Genomic DNA, 18,984 nt, shown 5'->3' with positions numbered 1-18,984 from the left:
CATTCTGTCACGGAGCCGGATAGGTTTGGTTCATGGCCTCTCGCCCCTTCATCGCAGCCCGCATGGAAGACCGACTCAACTCGCTGTTGAACAGCGCGCTCGGCCGCAGGGGCTGGCAGGAGTCGATCATCTCCTACACCGGCTACGGCACCAGCGAGCAGTTACGCATCCTCGCCCGGGTCGTGCTGCGCCCGTCCGACACGCTGGGCATCGTGCAGGCAGCCTCTGCCCTCATCTACCGCCGCGGCTGGCGCAACTTCATGGCCGCCGCCAAGGTCAACGCCATCGTGTCGGTGGTGATCGGCGACGTCCGTATCCCCGTCCAGGCAGACAGAGGCGGCTTCATCGACGTGCGCGTCCGGAACCCAGGGCTGGCGCCGGGCTGGCACTCGGTGACCCTCGAGGGCGAGGGTGGCGCCTCCGCGCTGGCCAGCATCCAGGTGATCGGCGACGACGTGGACTTCGGCATCGTCAGCGACATCGACGACACCATCCTCAGCACCTCGCTCCCCCGGCCAATGCTCGCCGCCTGGAACTCGTTCGTGCTGACGGAACAGGCCCGCCAGGCCGTCCCCGGGATGGCGCGGCTGTACCAGCAACTGCTCGCCCAGCACCCCGGCGCACCCATCATCTTCATCTCGACGGGGGCCTGGAACACGTTCCCGATGATCAAGCGGTTCATCGCGCGGCACGGGATCCCGCAGGGCGCGATGCTGCTGACGGACTGGGGCCCCACCAACACCGGCTGGTTCCGCAGCGGCCCGGACCACAAGCGTCGCTGCCTGCGCGAACTGGCCCGTGACCTCCCCAACATCCGCTGGGTCCTCGTCGGCGACGACGGCCAGCACGACCCGGACCTGTACGCCGAGTTCGCCAGCCTCCAGCCCGAGCATGTCCGCGCCCGCGCCATCCGCCAACTGACGCCCGGCGAGCACACGTTGGCCCACGGCCTTCCCATGGAGGTGCCGCAGAGCGACGAAAGGTGGGAACCCGACACGGCGCCGGAGGTGCGTGCGCCTGACGGCGACGGTTTGGGCGATAAGCTCTCCAGGTTGCTGTAGTCCCACAACCTGAGGAGAGCGCCCGATGACCAAGCGGACGATCGACGACGAACTCAATGAGGAAGAACACATCCTCGACGTCGACGTCACCCAGGAGATGGAGACCAGCTTCCTGGAATACGCCTACTCGGTCATCTACTCCAGGGCACTGCCGGACGCCCGCGACGGACTCAAGCCCGTCCAGCGCCGCATCCTCTACTCGATGGACCAGATGGGGGTCCGACCCAACGTCAGCCACGTCAAGTGCGCCCGTGTCGTGGGCCAGGTCATGGGCCTCCTGCACCCCCACGGCGACACCGCCATCTACGACGCGCTGGTGCGCATGGGCCAGACGTGGTCCGTCCGCCTCCCCCTGATCGACGGGCACGGCAACTTCGGCTCCCTCGACGCCGGCCCGGCCGCCATGCGCTACACCGAATGCCGGATGGCGCTGCCCGCGCAGGCCATGACCCGGGGTATCGACGAGAACACCGTCGACTTCAAACCCAATTACGACGGCAAGGAGACCGAGCCCGTCGTCCTGCCGGCCGCGTTCCCCAACCTGCTGGTCAACGGCGCCGCGGGCATCGCGGTGGGCATGGCCACCAACATCGCGCCGCACAACCTCGTCGAAGTGATCGCCGGCCTCCAGCAACTCCTGAAGAACCCGGGCATCGAACTCGACGAGCTGATGCGCCACATCCCCGGCCCGGATTTCCCCACGGGCGGCAAGATCGTCGGGCTCGACGGTATCCGCGACGCCTACGCCACCGGCCGCGGTTCCCTCAAGCTGCGCGCCACCACCCGCATCGAGAAGGTCAGCCCCCGGCGCATGGGCATCGTGGTGACCGAACTGCCCTACATGATCGGGCCCGAGCGCATCATCGAGCAGATCAAGAAGGGCGTCCAGGACAAGAAGCTCACCGGCATCGCGGACGTCAAGGACCTCACGGACCTCGCCCACGGCACCCGCCTGGTCATCGAGGTGAAGAACGGCATCAACCCCGAGGCCCTGCTCGAGCAGCTCTTCAAGGCCACCAAGCTCGAGGACACCTTCGCCATCAATGCGGTGGCGCTCGTCGAAGGCCAGCCGCGCACGCTCACGCTGAAGGAGATGCTGGAGGTCTACCTCGACCACCGCCTCGACGTCACCCTGCGCCGCACGAACCACCGGCTCACCAAGGCCGAAGAACGCATGCATCTGGTGCGCGGTCTCATCATCGCCATCGCCGATATCGACGACGTGATCGCCATCATCCGTTCCTCCGACGACGGCGCCCAGGCCAAGGAACGCCTCATGGGCGCCTTCGACCTGGACGATCTGCAGGCCACCTACATCCTCGACATGCAGCTGCGGCGCCTCACCCGGTTCTCGACCATCGAGCTGGAGAAGGAGGCCGACGAACTGGCCACCACCATCGCCGGCCTGCGCGAGATCATCGAGGACCCGGCGGTGCTGCGCCGTCTCGTCAGCACCGAGCTCGCGGCGATGGCCAAGGAGTTCGGCACCCCGCGTCGCACCATCCTGCTGGCCTCCTCCGGCGTGCCCACCACGGTGAAGGCCGCGCCCCTCGAGGTGCCGGACCATCCCTGCTGGGTGCTCCTGAGCGGCACGGGGCTGGTGGCGCGCACCAGTGACTTCGGCCCGCTCCCCACCGAGGGCCGGGCCGCGCACGACGTGGTCATCGCCAGGGTGAAGACGAGTGCCCACGGCGAATTCGGGGTGTTGACCAACCGCGGCCGCGTCCTCCGCTGCCGCGCCATCGAGTTGCCCACCGTCCCGCTGACGGCTTCGGGAACCAGCCTCCAGGGCGGCAGCCTCGCCCACGAACTGTGGCCCCTCGAGCCCGGTGAGCGAGCGCTGGGCCTGACCACCTTCGATACCGAGTCTCCGGGGCTGGCCCTCGGTACCCGTCAGGGCATCGTGAAGCGGGTCCGCCCGGATCTGCTGGTCCGCGACTCGTGGGAGGTCATCGCCCTCAAGGACGGCGACGAGGTGGTCGGCGCCGTCGAGCTGCACGACGAGTCGAAGCATCTGGCCTTCCTCAGTACCGACGCCCAGCTGCTCCATTTCCCGGCGTCCATCGTCAGGCCCCAGGGCCGCACCGGTGGCGGGATGGCCGGCATGAAGCTGTCGGCCGGCGCCACCGCCGTCTGGTTCGGCGCGGTCGACCCCGCCACGGACGACGTGGTCACCATCTCCGGCTCGTCGACCTCGCTGCCCGGTACCGAGACCGGCCTGGCGAAGGTCACGGCGTTGTCCGAGTTCCCGGCCAAGGGCCGGGCCACGGGCGGCGTGCGCGCGCACCGCTTCCTGAAGGGCGAGGACACCCTCCTCATCGCGGCCATCGGCCCACGCCCAGTGGTCGCCGCGGCCTCCAGCGGTTCGCCGGTCGAACTGCCCCGCGAACATGGACGACGCGACGGCTCCGGCACTCCGCTGTCCCAGCCGGTGACGATGCTGGCGGGCCGTGATGCGGGCGTCGCTCCCCGGACAGAAACCGGCGACACCCTCTTCGGGGAGTAACATTTCCGCGACGAAGGGATGCACCTCGCATGAGCGACTTTGACGACCTGATGGCGGCCAACAAAGCCTACGCAGCGGATTTCACCGATGGTTACTTCGACGGCATCGCCAAGGCGGGCGTCTGCATCGTGACCTGCATGGATTCGCGCATCGAGCCACTCGACATGGTCGGGTTGCGGATCGGCGACGCGAAGATCCTGCGCTCCCCCGGGGGACGGGTCACCACGTCGGTGGTCACCGGCTGCGTGCTGAGCGTCCAGCTCCTCCAGGTGGACCGCATCATGGTGGTGCCGCACACCCGCTGCGCCATGGCTTCCGGCACCGATGAGGATCTCCGCAGGGTCATCTCCGCCAAGACCGGCACGGATACGTCCTGGCTCTCGTTCGGGGCCAACCCTGATCAGGCTTCGCGGCTCCGCTCGGACGTGGACATGATCGCCAACCACCCGCTGATCAAGGGTCACGCCGAGGTCGGCGGCTTCATCTACGACGTCGACACCGGCCTTCTGACCCAGGTCCTCTAGCTCGCTGCTCGCCACCTCGGGGGCTGCTGTCTAGCTGAGCGCGGCGAGCGCGTTGCGCACGTGCTCCTCGCTCAGTTGGGCGGCGCGCTCCCCGTCGCCGGTTTCCAGGGCGTCGACGATGTGTACGTGTTCTTGGACCAGCCTGGCGCGTAGTTCCTCCCAGTGCGCCAGGCGCTCTTCAGCGCTGAGGATCCTCTCAGCCACCGCCTCGCGGATCGCGATGGTCATGTCGCGGATGAGCCGGTTCTCGCCGGCCGCGGCGATGGCGACGTGGAACGCGGTGTCCAGGTCGTTGAACGCGGCGGGCCGGGTCACGGTGACCATCTCCTCGGCGAGGCGCCTCACCTCTCCCATCGGCTGGCCCACGGCAGCCAGCGCGGCGGCGCGCTCCAGCACCACGCGTGTCTCGGTGATCTCGGCGAAGGAGACTGCCTCCAGCGCGACGTGCAGTTTCAGCATGCGGCCGAAGGCGACGCCCTGCCCCGTCCCGACGGTGGTGCCTCCGGCCCGCCCGGTGGCCGAGCTCAGCACGCCCTGGGCCTGCAGCACCTTGATGGCCTCACGGACCGCGCTGCGGCTTGCCCCGAGCTGGCTGGAGAGCTCGCGCTCGTTGGGCAGCCTGTCACCGGCTCCGAAGCGCCCGGCGAGGATCTCGCCCGTCAGGTAGTCGAGCGCGTTCTCAAAGCCGCCGGTGGTCATAGCACCCCATTGTGTCCCATCCAGTTGACAGCCGCGTCTCCAGAGCTTATGGTCTGACCATTAGTAATGGTCAGACCATATGAACGACGGAGTTCACCGATGTTGCTGGAAACCTTCCAACCGGTCACTAACCCCCTGGGCGCCCAGTGGCTGTCCGCGCTCGTGGCGGCCGTCCCGGTGATCGCGATGCTCATCACCCTCGGCGCGCTGCGCTGGAAGGCCCATCTCGCCGGCCCCTTCTCCTGGGCGACGGCCGTGCTGGTCGCCGTCACTGCCTTCGGCATGCCGCTGACCACCGCGCTGGCCACCAGCGTGCACGGCTTCGTCTACGGGCTGTTCCCCATCATCTGGATCCTGCTGACCGCCATCTGGATGTACGAGGTGACGGTGGCCTCCGGCCGCTTCGATGACCTGCGGCGCACCTTCTTCCTCATCTCGGATGACCCCCGGGTCCTGGGCCTCCTCATTGCGTTCAGCTTCGGCGGCCTCCTCGAGGCCCTCGCCGGCTTCGGCGCCCCCGTCGCCATCACCGCGGCCATGCTGATCGCGATCGGCTTCTCGCCCCTGCGCTCTGCGCTCATCGCGCTGCTCGCCAACACCGTCCCCGTCGCGTTCGGCGCCGTCGGCCTTCCGGTGCTGATGGCCGCCAAGACGGGCGGGTTCGACGACGTGCTGGCCATCTCCCCCATCACCGGCCGGCTGACCGCACTGCTGTGCCTCGTGGTGCCCTTCCTGCTCCTCGCGGTGATGGACGGAAAGCGCGGCCTACGTGAAGGCTGGCCCTTCGGCCTGGTCGTCGGCGTCACCTTCGGCATCGCCAAGTGGATCGTGTCCGCCACGCCCCTCTACAACCTCACCGAGGTGTTCGCCGCCGTGAGCAGCGTCATCGTGGCCATCGCCTTCCTCAAGGTGTGGCACCCGAGGGGTGGCGCGGAGGCGGCCCAACGGATCGGCATCAAGATCGACCCCGCCGTCGAGAAGGACGCACCGGTCGATGCCCGCCGCACCTCGGGCGAGGCACTGACCGGAGGCCGGATCATGATGGCACTGGTGCCCTACCTGCTCGTCATCGTGGTGTTCGGAGTCGCGGCGCTGCCGCCGGTGAAGGCCGCGCTGGCCGCCACCGACGTGAAGTTCGCCTGGCCCGGCCTGGGCGGGCTGCTGGACGTCGCCGGCAACCCGGCCGCCCACCAGTCCTACACGCTCGCCTGGGCGTCGACGCCGGGCATCCTGCTCGCCTTCGTGGCCATCGTCACCGGCCTCATCTACCGGATGGGCATCGGAGAGATCTTCGGCGTGCTGTGGACCAACGCGAAGAAGCTGCGCTTCGCGATGCTCACCATCGGCAGCGTCGTGGCGCTGGCCTACGTGATGGGCGACTCGGGCCAGACCCTGGCGCTCGGCCTCTTCTTCGCGGGCGCCGGCGCCCTCTACCCCTACGTGGCCCCGGTCCTCGGCTGGATCGGCACCTACGTGACCGGCTCCGACACGTCGGCCAACATCCTGTTCTCCAGCCTCCAATCCGGAGTGGGCGCCGAGATCGGCCCAGGCTCGCACCTCGGCACCGAATCGATGCGCGCGCTGCTCGTCGGCTCCAATGCGGCCGGCGGCGTGGTGGGCAAGATGATCTCGCCGCAGTCGCTGACGATCGCCGCCACCGCCATCGGCATCGCCGGCGCCGAGTCCACGATCCTGCGCCGCATCATCGGATGGAGCTTCGTGCTGCTCGCCCTGCTGTGCCTGCTCTCCGGGCTCATGTCCACCCCCGTGCTCTCCTGGCTGCTCCCCTGATCCCCGAAAGGCCACTGCCATGAACGTCAACCCCCACGTCGCGTTGTTCGCTACGTGCATCACCGACACCATGAAACCGTCGGTGCCCATCGCCACAGTGCGACTCCTCGAGCGCCTCGGGTGCCGCGTCTCGTACCCGGAACGCCAGACCTGCTGTGGGCAGATCATGACCAACACCGGCTACTGGGACGAGGCGGTGCCCACCGTGCGCAACTACGTGCGCTCATTCGGGGACTATGACTACATCGTCGCCCCCTCCGGTTCCTGCGTCGGTTCCGTGCGGGAGCAGCACCCCATGCTCGCCCGCCACGCCGGCGATGCCGGCCTCGAACGCGACGCGACGGCGACGGCGGCCCGCACCTACGAGCTGAGCGAGTTCATCGTCGACGTGCTCGGCGTCACCGACGTGGGCGCCTACTTCCCGCACCGCGTGACCTACCACCCCACCTGCCATTCGGTGCGGGTCGCCAAGGTGGGCGACCGCCCCCTGAGGCTGTTGAGGGACGTGCGCGGCATCGACCTGATCGACCTGCCGAAGGCCGAGGAGTGCTGCGGCTTCGGCGGCACCTTCTCCCTCAAGAACCCTGACGTGTCCATCGCCATGGCCTCCGACAAGGCCCGCCATGTGCGCACCACCGGCGCCGAGTACCTCGTGGCCGGAGACCACGCGTGCCTGATGAACATCGGCGGCGTGCTGCACCGCGGCCGCTCCGGCGTCAAGACCATCCACCTGGCCGAGATCCTGGCCGCCACCGAGGAGGACGCGCGATGAACCGCCGCACCCCTGAGCCCGGCTCGTGGCTGGGCATCCCCGAGTTCCCGCAGGCAGCGAAGGCGAGTCTGCAGAACGCGGAGCAACGCAAGAACCTCACCCACGCGACGTCGACCATCCGCGCCAAGCGCATCGTCCGCGCCTCGGAGGTGCCCGAATGGGAGGAGCTGCGCACCGCGGCGGCCCAGATCAAGGACCGCGTGGCACGCCACCTCGAGCGCTACCTCCTGCAGGCCGAGGAGGCCATGACAGCAGCCGGCATCACCGTGCACTGGGCACGTGACGCGGCCGACGCCAACCGCATCGTCACGGACATCGCCAAGGCCAAGGGCGTCGACGAGGTGGTCAAGATCAAGTCGATGGTCACCCAGGAGATCGACCTCAACGAGCACCTCGAGGCCGAGGGCATCGCCGCCTGGGAGACGGACCTGGCCGAACTCATCGTGCAGTTGGGCCATGACCTGCCCAGCCACATCCTCGTGCCCGCCATCCACCGCAACCGCTCCGAGGTGCGCGAGATCTTCAAGGAGGAGATGGGCCGCTACGGTAGGCCCGCCCCCGAGCCCATCTCCGACGACCCGGCCGAACTCGCCGAGGCCGCCCGCCTGCACCTGCGCGAGAAATTCCTGCGCGCGAAGATGGCTGTCTCCGGCGGCAACTTCATCGTGGCCGACACCGGCACGCTCGTCATCGTCGAATCCGAGGGCAACGGCCGCATGTGCCTGACCCTCCCCGAGACGCTGGTCTCCGTCGTCGGCATCGAGAAGGTGCTCCCGACGCTGGAGGACCTGGAGGTCTTCCTCAAGTTGCTCCCCCGCTCCTCCACCGGCGAGCGCATGAACCCGTACACCTCGATGTGGACGGGCGTGACGCCCGGCGAAGGCCCGCAGGACCTCCACGTGGTGCTGCTCGACAACGGACGCACCGACGTCCTGGCCGATCCCGAGGGCCGCGCTGCGCTGCGCTGCATCCGCTGCTCCGCCTGCCTCAACATCTGCCCCGTGTACGAGCGGGTGGGCGGCCACGCCTACGGGTCGCCGTACCCCGGCCCCATCGGCGCCATCCTCGGCCCGCAACTGCGCGGCATGGACGACGCGAACACGCGCGCGCTGCCGTTCGCCTCGACGCTGTGCGGCGCCTGCAACGAGGTGTGCCCGGTGCGGATCCCGTTCACCGACATCCTGGTGCACCTGCGCCACAAGGCCGTCGAACACAAGACGGCCAAGCACCCCACCGGTGAGCAACTGCTGATGAAGGGCGCCGGCTGGGTGATGAAGGACGGCCGGAACCTGGCGTCGGTCCAACTCGGCAGCCGCTTCGCCGGCCGCATTTTCCGCGGCAAGTGGCTCGGCCCCATGCCCATCCCGCTGGCCTCGCGCTGGCTGCAGGCCCGCGACGCCGAAGCCCCACCCACGCAGACCTTCCGCCAGTGGTGGAAGGACGAGCACGAAGGAGACGAACAATGAGCGCACGCGAAGAGGTGTTGCAACGCATCCGCCGAGCCACCCAGGACGTCACCGAAACGGATCCGATGGTCGACGTGCCCGTCGACTGGGTCTACGGCCGCCCCCTGGGCACCAAGGACGTGATCGCGGACTTCGTCGAGAAGGTCGAGGACTACAAGGCCGCGGTCCGCCGCTGCGCCCCCGACGGGGCGGCGGCCATGATCGTCGAAGCCCTGGAAGCGTTGGACACGAAGAGCATCGTGGTGCCGGCGGGGTTCCCCGAGGCGTGGATCGCAGCGCTCCGACATGCCGGCTTCGCGCTGCACCGCGACGACCCGCAGTTGACCCACGCCGAGCTGAACGCCATCGACGCGGTGGTGACGACGGCGGCGGTCGGCATGGCTGATTCGGGCACGATCGCCCTCGACCACGGCGAGGGTCAGGGCCGCCGCGCCCTGACACTGCTTCCGGACCGCCACATCTGCGTGGTGCACGAGTACCAGGTGGTGAGCGACGTTCCCGAGGGCATCGCCCGGCTGGCTCCGGCGATCCGCGAGCGTCGCCCGGTCACGTGGTTGAGCGGCGGCTCAGCGACGAGCGACATCGAGTTGAGCCGGGTCGAGGGCGTCCACGGCCCGCGCCACCTCTCCGTCGTCCTCGTCGCTGACTGACGCCGGCTCAGCAGGCGGGAACCAGCGTCAGGCGTCGATGCGATCCGCTTCAAGGGCGTAAGCACCCTCGATGATGAACTCTTTACGAGGAGCCACTTCGTTGCCCATGAGGACCTCGAAGACGCGCTCGGCAGCTTCCGCATCGTCGACGGTGAGCCTGCGCAGCATCCGGTGCTTCGGGCTCATCGTGGTGTCTGCCAGCTGGTCCGCGTCCATCTCACCGAGGCCCTTGTAGCGCTGCGGCTCCTTGAACTTCTGTCCCCGCTTGGTGAGTTCGAGCGACTTGCGCTGGTACTCGGCATCTGAGTACGTGTAGATGTACTTGTCGTAGCCCTTCTTGGGGTTGATCAGCTCGAACCGGTGCAGCGGTGGAACGGCTGAGAACACGCGGCCGGCCTCCACGAGGGGGCGCATGTAACGGAAGAAGAGGGTGGCGAGCAGGCAGCGGATGTGGGCGCCGTCGGAATCCGCGTCCGCCATGAAGATGATCTTGCCGTAGCGGGCCGAATCCACGTCGAAGGAGCGGCCGGACCCGGCGCCCACCACCTGGATGATCGAGGCGCACTCGGCGTTCTTCAGCATGTCGCCGATGGAGGCCTTCTGCACGTTGAGGATCTTGCCCCGGATGGGCAGCAGCGCCTGGAACTCCGAATTGCGGGCCACGTTCGCGGTGCCCAGTGCAGAGTCGCCCTCCACGATGAACAGTTCGGTGCTGTCCACCGCGGTGGAGCGACAGTCCTTCAGCTTGGGCGGCAGCGTCGAGGATTCGAGGGCGTTCTTGCGGCGTTGGGTCTCCCGGTGCGCACGTGCCTGCACGCGCGTGCGCGCGGCCGAGACAACCTTCTCCTGCAAGGTGCGTGCCATCTGTCGCGTCTTGGGGGAGGTGAGGAACTTGCCCATCTCCGACTCCACGACGCGCGCCACCAGCCGGTTGACGGCGGGGGTGCCCAGCACCTCCTTGGTCTGGCCCTCGAACTGCGGCTCGGCCAGACGCACCGTCACGACGGCGGTCATGCCTTCGACGCAGTCTTCCTTGACCACTTCCTCGCCGGCCTTCAGGAGCCCGCGGGTGCCCTCATAGGACTTGACCAGCGCACGGGTGAGGCCCCGCTCGAAGCCCTGCACGTGGGTGCCGCCCTTCGGGGTGGCGATGATGTTCACGAACGACTTCAGCACCGTGTCGTAGCCGGTGCCCCAGCGCAGCGCGATGTTCACGTCGAGGTCGCGTTCCACGTCGGTGGGGGTCATCGCGCCACTGTCGTCGAGCATGGGCACAGTCTCCACGAAGGAGTCCCTGCCCTCCAGCCGGATGATCTCGGTGAGCGCGGCGTCCGGCGCCAGGAAATCAGCGAATTCGGTGATCCCGCCCACGTGCAGGAACGTTTCGACGGCGGGCTCACCGGCGCGCGCATCCGTGACCTCGATCTTGAGGCCGGGCACCAGGAAGGACGTCTGACGCGCGCGGTCATGGAGGTGGCGGAGGGACAATTCGGCGTCTGCGAGGAAGATCTGCCTGTCCGGCCAGTACCGCACGCGGGTGCCCGACTTGGCCTTGGCAACCTTCTTGATCTTGCGGATGCCGCTGGCGGGGGTGAAGTTCGCCTCAGGACCTTCGCCGTCGAAGACGCCGGGTACGCCACGGCGGAAGCTCATCTCCCAGGTGCTGCCGTCGCGGTCCACCTGGACATCGAGGCGCGACGACAGCGCGTTGACGACGGAGGCGCCGACGCCGTGCAGGCCGCCGGTGGCCGTGTAGGACGAGTTGCCGAACTTACCGCCCGCATGCAGCTTGGTGAAGACCACCTCGACGCCGCTGAGCCCGGTGCGGGGTTCCTTGTCCACCGGCACACCGCGGGCGTGGTCGTGCACGCTGACGGAACCGTCGGCGCCCAGCATCACCTCGATCTCCTCGCCGAAGCCGGCCAGGGCCTCGTCCACGGCGTTGTCGATGATCTCCCAGAGGCAGTGCATGAGACCGCGGGTGTCCGTCGAGCCGATGTACATGGCAGGCCGCTTGCGCACGGCCTCGAGCCCTTCGAGGACGAGAAGGTTCTTCGCCTCGTAGTCACGGGACAGCGGTGGGGTCTTCGGGGTCTGCACCCAGACAGGGTACCCGTGCGCACCGACGGACCGTGTCAGTGAAACGCGGGCGCGGCGCCCAGGGAACATTCCGCCCCCCAGGTACGTTGATACATGAGAAGGTAAGAAAGATAAGGCAGGAGGCCATGATGACCGAACTCGCAACGGATCCCACCCTGACCGCTGTCGATCGCTGCGATCGCTGCGGCGCCCAGGCCTACCTGCGCGTATTCCTCCAGTCCGGCGGTGAGCTGCTCTTCTGCGCCCACCACGCCGCTGCCCACAAGGAGAAGCTCCTTGAGGTGGCCACCCGGATCCAGGACGAAACCAGCAGGCTCAACCAGAACTGAGCCAGCGCTGAATGAGGGCCCGCGCAAGCGAGGCCCCGGCAGGGAGGATCACCTCACCCGCAGCCAAGGCGGCGGCGAGATCTGACCGGGTGTAATACGCACCCTCAGAGATCTCGTCGCCGTCCACTGTTATCTGCGCATCTTCGGCACGGGCCTGGAACCCGAGCATCAGTGAACGAGGCATGGGCCACGGCTCGGAACCGAAGTACGTCAGGGACGTCAGCCGCGCCCCCACCTCTTCGTGCACCTCGCGGTGCACCGCCTGTTCAACAGACTCGCCCGCTTCGATGAACCCTGCGATGACCGAGATGCGTCCGCGCGCCCACTGCGCCTGCCTGGCCAGCAGCAGCCTGTCGTCGGGATCTGTGACCGCCACGATGACGCACGGGTCGATGCGGGGGAACTGGAGTGTTCCGCAGCCGGTGCAGATGCGCCGGGCACCGGCCTGATCCGGCCTGGTGGCCGAACCGCAGTTCTCGCACGGCGGCTGCCCGGCGTGCCACCGGGCGAGCGCGACGCCGGTGGCCAACGGGTCAAGCGAATCCGGCTGGGTGTCGCGCCAGCTCATGGCCTCGCCAGAGACAGCGTCGACGCCGCGGGCGAACCACGCCACACCCTCGACGATGCCCAACAGGATGTCCTCGGGCTGCCTCGCCCCCGGCGACCGCAGCGGGCGTGGGCGTCCCTGTTCCGACGCGATCGTGCCCTCGGCGTCCACCTCGACGACCACGGCACCCCGCCACAGCGCTTCCACCTCTGCTGCACCGCGCCCGATGGGCAGCCGGTCCAGCGGGGAGCGATCCAGCCACCTGCTCATGCTTCAGCAACCTCCAGGGCCCGGTCGACGAGGCCGACGGGGGCCTCCACGAACCTCAACTGGTCCGTCAGCACATGGTAGAACGCCGCACCCACTGCGGCCGGATCCACTCCACGGGCCTCCGCCCAGGCCTGCCGGTACACCGCGAGCTGGAGGGGATCTGCTGCCTGGTTGGAGGTCTTCCAGTCCACGACGAGGTACTCGAGTCCGTCCCGGGGCCAGGCGTAGACAGCGTCGATGCGACCGCGCAGCACGTGCGGGCCCCGGCGCATGAGGAACGGCACCTCCACGCCCATCGGCATCCGGTGCGCGAACTGACCGGCCTCAAATGCTTCGATGAGCCTGGTCAGTTCCGCCGTGGCCGCCGTGGGTTGCGCCTCCAGTTCCTCCAACGAGGCGGGGAGGAGGAAGCGTTCCTGGAGCCATTCATGGAACCTGGAGCCCACGCGGGCGGCCGTCGAAGGTCTGCGGGGCATGCGCCGCAGCAGTCCGGCCGCGAACGCGCTCTGGTCTGTCTGAAGGGCGATCAGCGCGGTGGCCGACAGCCCGTCCGGCAGCGCCACCGAGCGGTCTCCGCGGCGTTGGGCCAGTTCGGTGAGGTGCCTGATGCTCTCGTCCCAGGCGGCGACAGTGGCGGCGTCCTCGTCTGCTATGACACCCGACTCCCACGTCCATCTCAACTGGTCCTGTTCGGTGGCATCGGCCAGTTCGGTGGCTCGGGTGATGAGCTCAGCGGCTGCCGCGCGCCGCGCGATGCCGTCCTCGTCGAGTTCGACGGGCCAGACGGCCCGGACCGGCTCTGCCGGGATGGGGTTGGTATCCGAGGAGCGGGTGGCGTTGTCGAGGTACGTGCCGGCCGCCTCGCAGAGTTCGCGGATCACGGTGAAGTACGGGGACTCTGCCCGGGGACGGATGTTGCCGGGCGTCCAGAGGTGGGCCGAGGCCAGCAGCAGGCGTTTGGCGCGGGTGGCGGCGACGTACGCGAGCCGGTCCTCCGAGAGGCGGTGTTCGTCCTTCAGCGCGTCGCGGTACGCGTCGATGCCCTTCTTGGTGTGCTCCCCCAGTTGCGGAATCGAGCCCGCGTCGCCCCGCAGCGGCCCCGGCAGCACATCGGCCCGCTGGGGCCACACTCCGGACCTCGACTCCGACGGGAAGACCTTGTCCACGAGGCTGGGCAGGAACACCGTGTCCCACTCCAGGCCCTTGGCGCGGTGCACCGTCATGAGCTTGACCGAATCCTCCTCGCTGGGCACGGCCTGCATGAGGCCTTCGCCTTGTTCGGATTCGGCGTCGAGGTAGGCGATCAGGCCGGTGAGGCTGCCGTCGCCATCCACGTCGACGTAGCTGGCCACCTCTGCGACGAACCTGGCGACCTGGGTGGTGTCGGCGCCGGTGGCGATGAGTTCGGCCTCCAACCCGAGGGTGGCGATCACCCTGGTGACGAGGTCTGCCACCGGCTCGGAGGCATGCCGGCGGAGGGCGGTGATCTCGTGGTGGAAGCGGCCGAGCCGCCGGCGGCCCTCCGCGCTCAGCGGCGCGTCCCCGGGGTCTGCCACCGCGTCGAGGAGGCACACCACCTCGCCCGGGTCTGCCTGCGTGACGGCCCTGATGAGGTCGTCGCTCTCCGGGGTGCCGATGGCGGATTGCGTTGCCAGTTCCCGTGCCCGCGCCCCCAGCACCTCCATGTCGGTCAGCCCGAGGTTCCACCGCGGCCCCGTGAGGAGCATGGCAACCTCCGGATTGGCGGTCACGTCGTCCAGCACGCGCAGCGTGGCAACGATGGGGGCCACTTCCGGAAGGCCCAACAGCCCCCCGAGGCCGACGATCTCGACGGGCACGTCGCGGTCACGCAACGCCTCGAAGATGGGGGCGAGCGCCGCGTTACGCCTGACCAGGACGGCCTGGTCCTTCCAGGACCGGCCACCGTCATGCTGCGAGATGACAGTCTCCGCCAGCCAGTCGACCTCGTCGCGGAAGGTGTCGAACATGGCCGCCGCCACGGCGCCGGCTGGCGCCCCCTGGGGGGCCACGAGCGAAACGCCCTCCTCGCCAGGAGCAGCATGCAGCCCTGAAGCCAGCGAGTTGCCCACCTCCAGGATGCGGTGACCGCTACGCCGGTTGATGCTGAGCGTCTGGCGTTCGGCGGGGGCACCGTCTGAGCGACGGAACTGGTAGGGGAACTCGAGGATGTTGCCGGAGGCGGCGCCCCGCCATCCGTAGATGGCCTGGTAGGGGTCTCCGACGGCGGTGACGGGGAAGCCCATGGCATCCGAGTTCACCGGCCCCGTGAAAAGGCGGCGCAGCAGTTCGGCCTGGGCGGAGGACGTGTCCTGGTACTCGTCGAGGAGCACCACCCGGAACCGGTGGCGCAGTTCGCGGCCCACATCCGGGACCTCTGTGACCAGCCGGACTGATTCGCGCAGCTGGTCCGCGAATTCGACGACGCCGAGGCGGCGCTTGAGTTCCTGGTAGCGCATGACCAGCGAGAGGAGTTCGCGACGCTCCTCCGTTGCGTCCAGCGCCTTGGCCACGTCGCGCATGACCTTCCCCCGGAAGAGGGGCGCGTCGAGGAAGGCCGTCTCACTCCGGGCCGACTGCTCGAGGATCTGGCGGGGGGTCACCAGGTGGGAGGCCATCTCCGCGTCCAGGGAGAGCACCCGTTCCGGGATGGAGTGGTGGCTGAGGCGGCTGATGCTCCGGAAGGGCCCCGGCGCATCCGCCACCACCCTCGTGGCGAGGCGGAACCGGCTGGCGCCGGTGATCATGACCGGGTCCTTGTCGATGCCGATGCGCAGGCCGAACTCGCTCACCAGGCGGGCGGCGAAGGAATCGTAGGTCATCACCAGTTCGGCGCCCTCGCCCTCCGCGCCGGTCAGCACCCTGGCGCGCGCAAGCGCATCAGCCACCCTGCCGGCCAACTCTGCCGCCGCCTTGCGGGTGAAGGTGAGTCCCAACACCTGTTCCGGACGGACCTGACCGGTGCCCACCAACCAGACCACCCGCGCGGCCATGACGGTGGTCTTCCCACTGCCTGCGCCGGCGATGATCACAGCCGGCTCGAGCGGCGCGGTGATGCACGCCAGCTGCTCGTCCGAGAACGGAATGTCCAGCGCGTCACAGAGTTGCTGAGGATCTGTGAACAGCCGGGAACGGATGGGGTGGATGGTCATCGGTGGCCTGTCTTCCCCGGCGCGGCGAGTGCCGGGCACGAAGCCTTGAACGGGCAGTAGCGACATGCGGTGCACTCGGCCGCCTCGAACCGGCCACTCCGGAGGATGTCCACGGCGCTGGCGATCCTGTCATGCACCCAGGTGGGCCCCACTGTGAGTTCCTCCCCCTCGATGGCCGGCACGTCGTCGATGGATGGCTGTTCCACCATCGACGGGAGCGTTTCGCCGCCACGCAGGAACATCAGGGCGGGCGGTGCGACGCCGGCACTCTGGCCCGCAACGTCGTTGAAGGCGCCCAGGCTTGCCGCCAACTGGTATATGCCGAGCTGCGGGTTGTCCACCACCTCCGGTGGCCGCTGCACCTTCCTGGCCGTCTTGAGGTCCACGACGCGGAGCCTGCCGTCGGCGGTGCGCTCGAGCCTGTCGACGGTGCCCCTGAGCACCACCCGTTCCCCTGCCACGTCCAGCCCCACTTCGAAGGACTTCTCGACGGCCAGGAGCTCGTGCGGGTTGGTGGTCTGGTAGTTCGCGAAGCGCTCCACTGCGGCAAAGATCTCCGAGCGTTCAGTGGCGGACAGCCACTCGGTCTCGAACGGGATCTTCTCCCAGACCTCGTCCAGCCTGGCGTGCATCTGTGCGGCGGTGAACCCCTCGGTGGCGGCATGCTTGGCCACGACGTGGACCACGTCGCCCACCGAGGCGCGGGACTGGCGGGACGGCTCCGCCTGAGCGCGTCTCGAGAGGAACCACATGCGCGGGCAACTGAGCAACTGCGCCAGCGAGGACCCGTTGAGGTGGATGGGGCCACGGTGTTCGTGCGCCGTCCCGCTGGTGTCGCGCATCCCCCACCAGGTGCCGGGCGAGGCTCCCGGGAAGGCCGACGCACCGTCGGGGTTCTGCACCGTGGCCATGGCCGCGAGCCGCAGCGCCGCGGCGCGCCGGAGCCCCGGTGCCGCTGTGTCATCTGTCATGACCCGCCGCAGTTCCCCCACCAAAGCCGAAGCGGACAGGAGTTGGCCCGGCCGACCGTTGACGCGGTGGGCCTCCGCTCCGAGCTCACCGAGGAACCGGGAGGGGCGCCCGCCCTCCCCGTCGACGCCCTGCACCGCCGAGACGTGCAGACCGGCGCGGGCACGGCTACAGGCGACGTAGAACAGTTGCCGCTCAGAGGACAGGTGTGATGCCTGCCCCGGGGCGGCGAGGCCGTCGGGGCCGAGGCGATCCGGGTCTACGAGCAGCCCGGCCCGGGTGAGGCGGGGCCACAGCCCCTCCTGGACGCCGATCACCCAGACGCGTTCCCACTCGAGGCCACGCGTGCGGTGTGCCGTTACCACCCGGACGCCCCGGCCGCCGATGTCGAGTTCGCGGCCGGTGTCTGCCGGGATCTCCTGACCGGACAACTCGGCGATGAAGGTGCGCGCACCGGCGGCACCGCGCAGGTCATCTGCGCGCGAGGCCTGTTCGAACAACTCGACCATGGCGTCCAGATCCGCGTCCGCCCGGCGGGACCCCCGCAGAGCGCGCTCCCGCAACTGCTCCGGCCACCCGGTGGCCGACCACAGGTGCCACAGCACCTCCTGTACCTCTGCGCCCCGCTCCGCCAGCGCCGTCCCCTCGGTCAGCAACCCGGCCAGAGCAGCGGCCTGGGCCGCTTCTGGGAGGTCGATCCCCTCCAGCAGCGACGGCTCGGAGAGAGACCGGCTGAGGAGCACCGCCGACGTCCCCTCCGTCCGATGCCGGGCGAGGAGCGCGCGACCCAGCCGTCGCTGGCCCACGCCGTCGAGGCCGCAGAGCGGCGAAGACAACAGCAGGCGGGTCTCGTCCGCCTCCGGAGCGCCACCGTCGGCGCAGATCCGCAGGGCGAGCAGCAACACGGAAACGGCCGGTTGTTCGGCCAGCGCGATCTCGTCACCGGAGACATCGACGGGGACGCCCAACCTGACGAGCTCCTTGGCCACGGCGCTCAGTTGCGCGCGCCCGGCCCGGGTCACCACCACCAGGTCTGCCCAGGACAGACCGTCCTGCGCCACGGCGGACCTCAACTGCGCGGCGACCTGCGCCAGTTCCGCGGATTCGTTGTCGTAGACCGACACCGTGACCTCGCCGCCGCCGAGCACGGCTCCGAGGGGCGGTGAGGCCAGGCGCTGATCTAGGCGTTGCCGCAGGACCTCCAGCGACTCCGCCAGCACGGCCCGGCTCCGGAAGCCGCCCGTCAGCTGCGCCCGGCGGGCACCTGGAAGGGCCGCCAGGTCAGCCATTGCGGTGGGGCTGGCGCCGCGGTAACCACCGATCCGTGAGTGCGGATCCCCCACCGCCAGCACCGGCAGGCCCAACCGCGCGAGGTCTCCGACGAGACCGACCTGTGCATGGTCCGACTCGTGCGCGTCATCGACGAGGACGGCGTCGAACGCGGCACGCACTCCCCCAGCGACCGACTGCTCCGTGAGCAGCAGCCGCGTGCGGTAGACGAGTTCGGCGTAATCCAGCGTGCCTGCGAAATCCGCGACGGTGAGGTATTCCTCGATGAAGACGGCTGCGGCCCGGAACAGTTCGTCCCCACCCGCCGTCGCCATGCCAGCGATGGATTCGGCATCGAGTGACAGCTGGCGCGCCCGTGCCAGCACCTCCCGCAGTTGGCGGGCGAACGCCCGGGTGCCGACCGCGGCCCTGAACTCCTCCGGCCACGCATCCGGGCCCATCCCCTCCAGGAGTTCACGGATCCGGGCCTCCTGCTCCGGCGCCCGCAGCAGGCGCCACGGGCTGTCCTCGTGGGGCCGGAACCGGCGCAGCAGGCCGAGCGACAGACCGTGGATGGTGGTGACGTGCGCCTCGGTCTGTGCCCTGTCGAGCCTGCGGGTGATGTCACGGCGGAGCGTCTGCGCTGCGGCTCGCGAGTGGGCCAGCACGATCAGTCGCTCCAGGGGGGAACCCGCCGCGACCCTGGCCGCAGCAGCCTCGGTGATGAGTGTGGTCTTGCCCGAACCGGGGCCACCGAGCACGACCGTGACGCCGTTGGCGGGCGCCGCCAACTCCGCCTGCTCGGCCGTGAGTGCCGGCATGACGACATGGCGGGGCGGCACCACTCGGAAACTCATGGGC

General features: G+C 69.1%; 13 protein-coding genes. 8 read left to right on the top strand and 5 right to left on the bottom strand.

All coding sequences use genetic code 11. The features are described 5' to 3' along the window. Nucleotides 1–32 precede the first annotated feature (32 nt). The 3 genes from C3E87_RS02195 to C3E87_RS02185 are packed head-to-tail and all read left to right on the top strand — an operon-like array spanning nt 33 to nt 4,091. Entirely contained in the window at nt 33–1,061 is a 1,029-nt protein-coding gene (locus C3E87_RS02195) for an App1 family protein (protein ID WP_076058752.1), read from the top strand. Between the two features lie 25 nt (nt 1,062–1,086). Then, nucleotides 1,087–3,567: a DNA topoisomerase (ATP-hydrolyzing) subunit A gene (locus C3E87_RS02190; protein WP_076058750.1), complete on the top strand. Its 2,481-nt coding sequence runs from the start codon at nt 1,087–1,089 to the stop codon at nt 3,565–3,567. Between the two features lie 29 nt (nt 3,568–3,596). After that, nucleotides 3,597–4,091 (top strand): carbonic anhydrase, encoded by a 495-nt coding sequence (locus C3E87_RS02185; RefSeq protein WP_076058748.1) that lies wholly within the window; start codon nt 3,597–3,599, stop codon nt 4,089–4,091. A 30-nt stretch (nt 4,092–4,121) separates the two neighbouring features. Here C3E87_RS02185 and C3E87_RS02180 read toward each other — a convergent pair whose 3' ends face one another. Further along, entirely contained in the window at nt 4,122–4,790 is a 669-nt protein-coding gene (locus C3E87_RS02180) for a FadR/GntR family transcriptional regulator (RefSeq protein WP_076058746.1), read from the bottom strand. Nucleotides 4,791–4,889: 99 nt separating this feature from the next. On the opposite strand from C3E87_RS02180, the gene C3E87_RS02175 reads away from it, so the two are divergent. From C3E87_RS02175 to C3E87_RS02160, 4 genes are read left to right on the top strand one after another with little or no spacing between them, the layout of a single operon-like run. Beyond that, entirely contained in the window at nt 4,890–6,581 is a 1,692-nt protein-coding gene (locus C3E87_RS02175) for an L-lactate permease (protein WP_076058743.1), read from the top strand. 19 nt (nt 6,582–6,600) lie between these two features. Then, nucleotides 6,601–7,353: a (Fe-S)-binding protein gene (locus C3E87_RS02170; RefSeq protein ID WP_076058741.1), complete on the top strand. Its 753-nt coding sequence runs from the start codon at nt 6,601–6,603 to the stop codon at nt 7,351–7,353. Next, the gene (locus C3E87_RS02165; RefSeq protein WP_076058739.1) at nt 7,350–8,819 is read left to right on the top strand and encodes a LutB/LldF family L-lactate oxidation iron-sulfur protein; all 1,470 of its coding nucleotides are present in this window, start codon (nt 7,350–7,352) and stop codon (nt 8,817–8,819) included. Before C3E87_RS02170 ends, C3E87_RS02165 begins: the two co-directional genes overlap by 4 nt. Beyond that, a complete protein-coding gene (locus tag C3E87_RS02160; RefSeq protein ID WP_076058736.1) occupies nt 8,816–9,469 on the top strand; it encodes an LUD domain-containing protein in 654 nt (217 codons plus the stop codon). Before C3E87_RS02165 ends, C3E87_RS02160 begins: the two co-directional genes overlap by 4 nt. 27 nt (nt 9,470–9,496) lie before the next feature. Here the strand turns inward: C3E87_RS02160 and C3E87_RS02155 are convergent, their stop codons facing one another. Further along, nucleotides 9,497–11,638, bottom strand: coding sequence for a DNA topoisomerase IV subunit B (locus tag C3E87_RS02155; protein WP_083665327.1), 2,142 nt, complete (start codon nt 11,636–11,638; stop codon nt 9,497–9,499). Nucleotides 11,639–11,697: 59 nt separating this feature from the next. On the opposite strand from C3E87_RS02155, the gene C3E87_RS02150 reads away from it, so the two are divergent. Next, entirely contained in the window at nt 11,698–11,898 is a 201-nt protein-coding gene (locus C3E87_RS02150) for a hypothetical protein (RefSeq protein WP_143570855.1), read from the top strand. Here C3E87_RS02150 and nudC read toward each other — a convergent pair. The 3 genes from nudC to C3E87_RS02135 are packed head-to-tail and all read right to left on the bottom strand — an operon-like array spanning nt 11,885 to nt 18,980. Continuing rightward, a complete protein-coding gene (nudC, locus tag C3E87_RS02145; protein ID WP_083665326.1) occupies nt 11,885–12,715 on the bottom strand; it encodes an NAD(+) diphosphatase in 831 nt (276 codons plus the stop codon). The two genes, C3E87_RS02150 and nudC, sit on opposite strands and share 14 nt — an antisense overlap. Next, the gene (locus C3E87_RS02140) at nt 12,712–15,885 is read right to left on the bottom strand and encodes an ATP-dependent DNA helicase (RefSeq protein ID WP_076058732.1); all 3,174 of its coding nucleotides are present in this window, start codon (nt 15,883–15,885) and stop codon (nt 12,712–12,714) included. The genes nudC and C3E87_RS02140 overlap by 4 nt, the downstream gene beginning before the upstream one ends. Next, on the bottom strand, nt 15,882–18,980 hold the full coding sequence (locus C3E87_RS02135; protein WP_158069026.1) for an ATP-dependent DNA helicase: 3,099 nt from the start codon (nt 18,978–18,980) through the stop codon (nt 15,882–15,884). Before C3E87_RS02135 ends, C3E87_RS02140 begins: the two co-directional genes overlap by 4 nt. Between the last annotated feature and the right edge of the window lie 4 nt (nt 18,981–18,984).

The organism is Tessaracoccus sp. ZS01 (assembly GCF_022342445.1).
Lineage (GTDB): Bacteria > Actinomycetota > Actinomycetes > Propionibacteriales > Propionibacteriaceae > Arachnia.
Note: the sequence above shows the minus strand (reverse complement) of the source record. Positions and strands in the feature narration are given on the sequence as shown.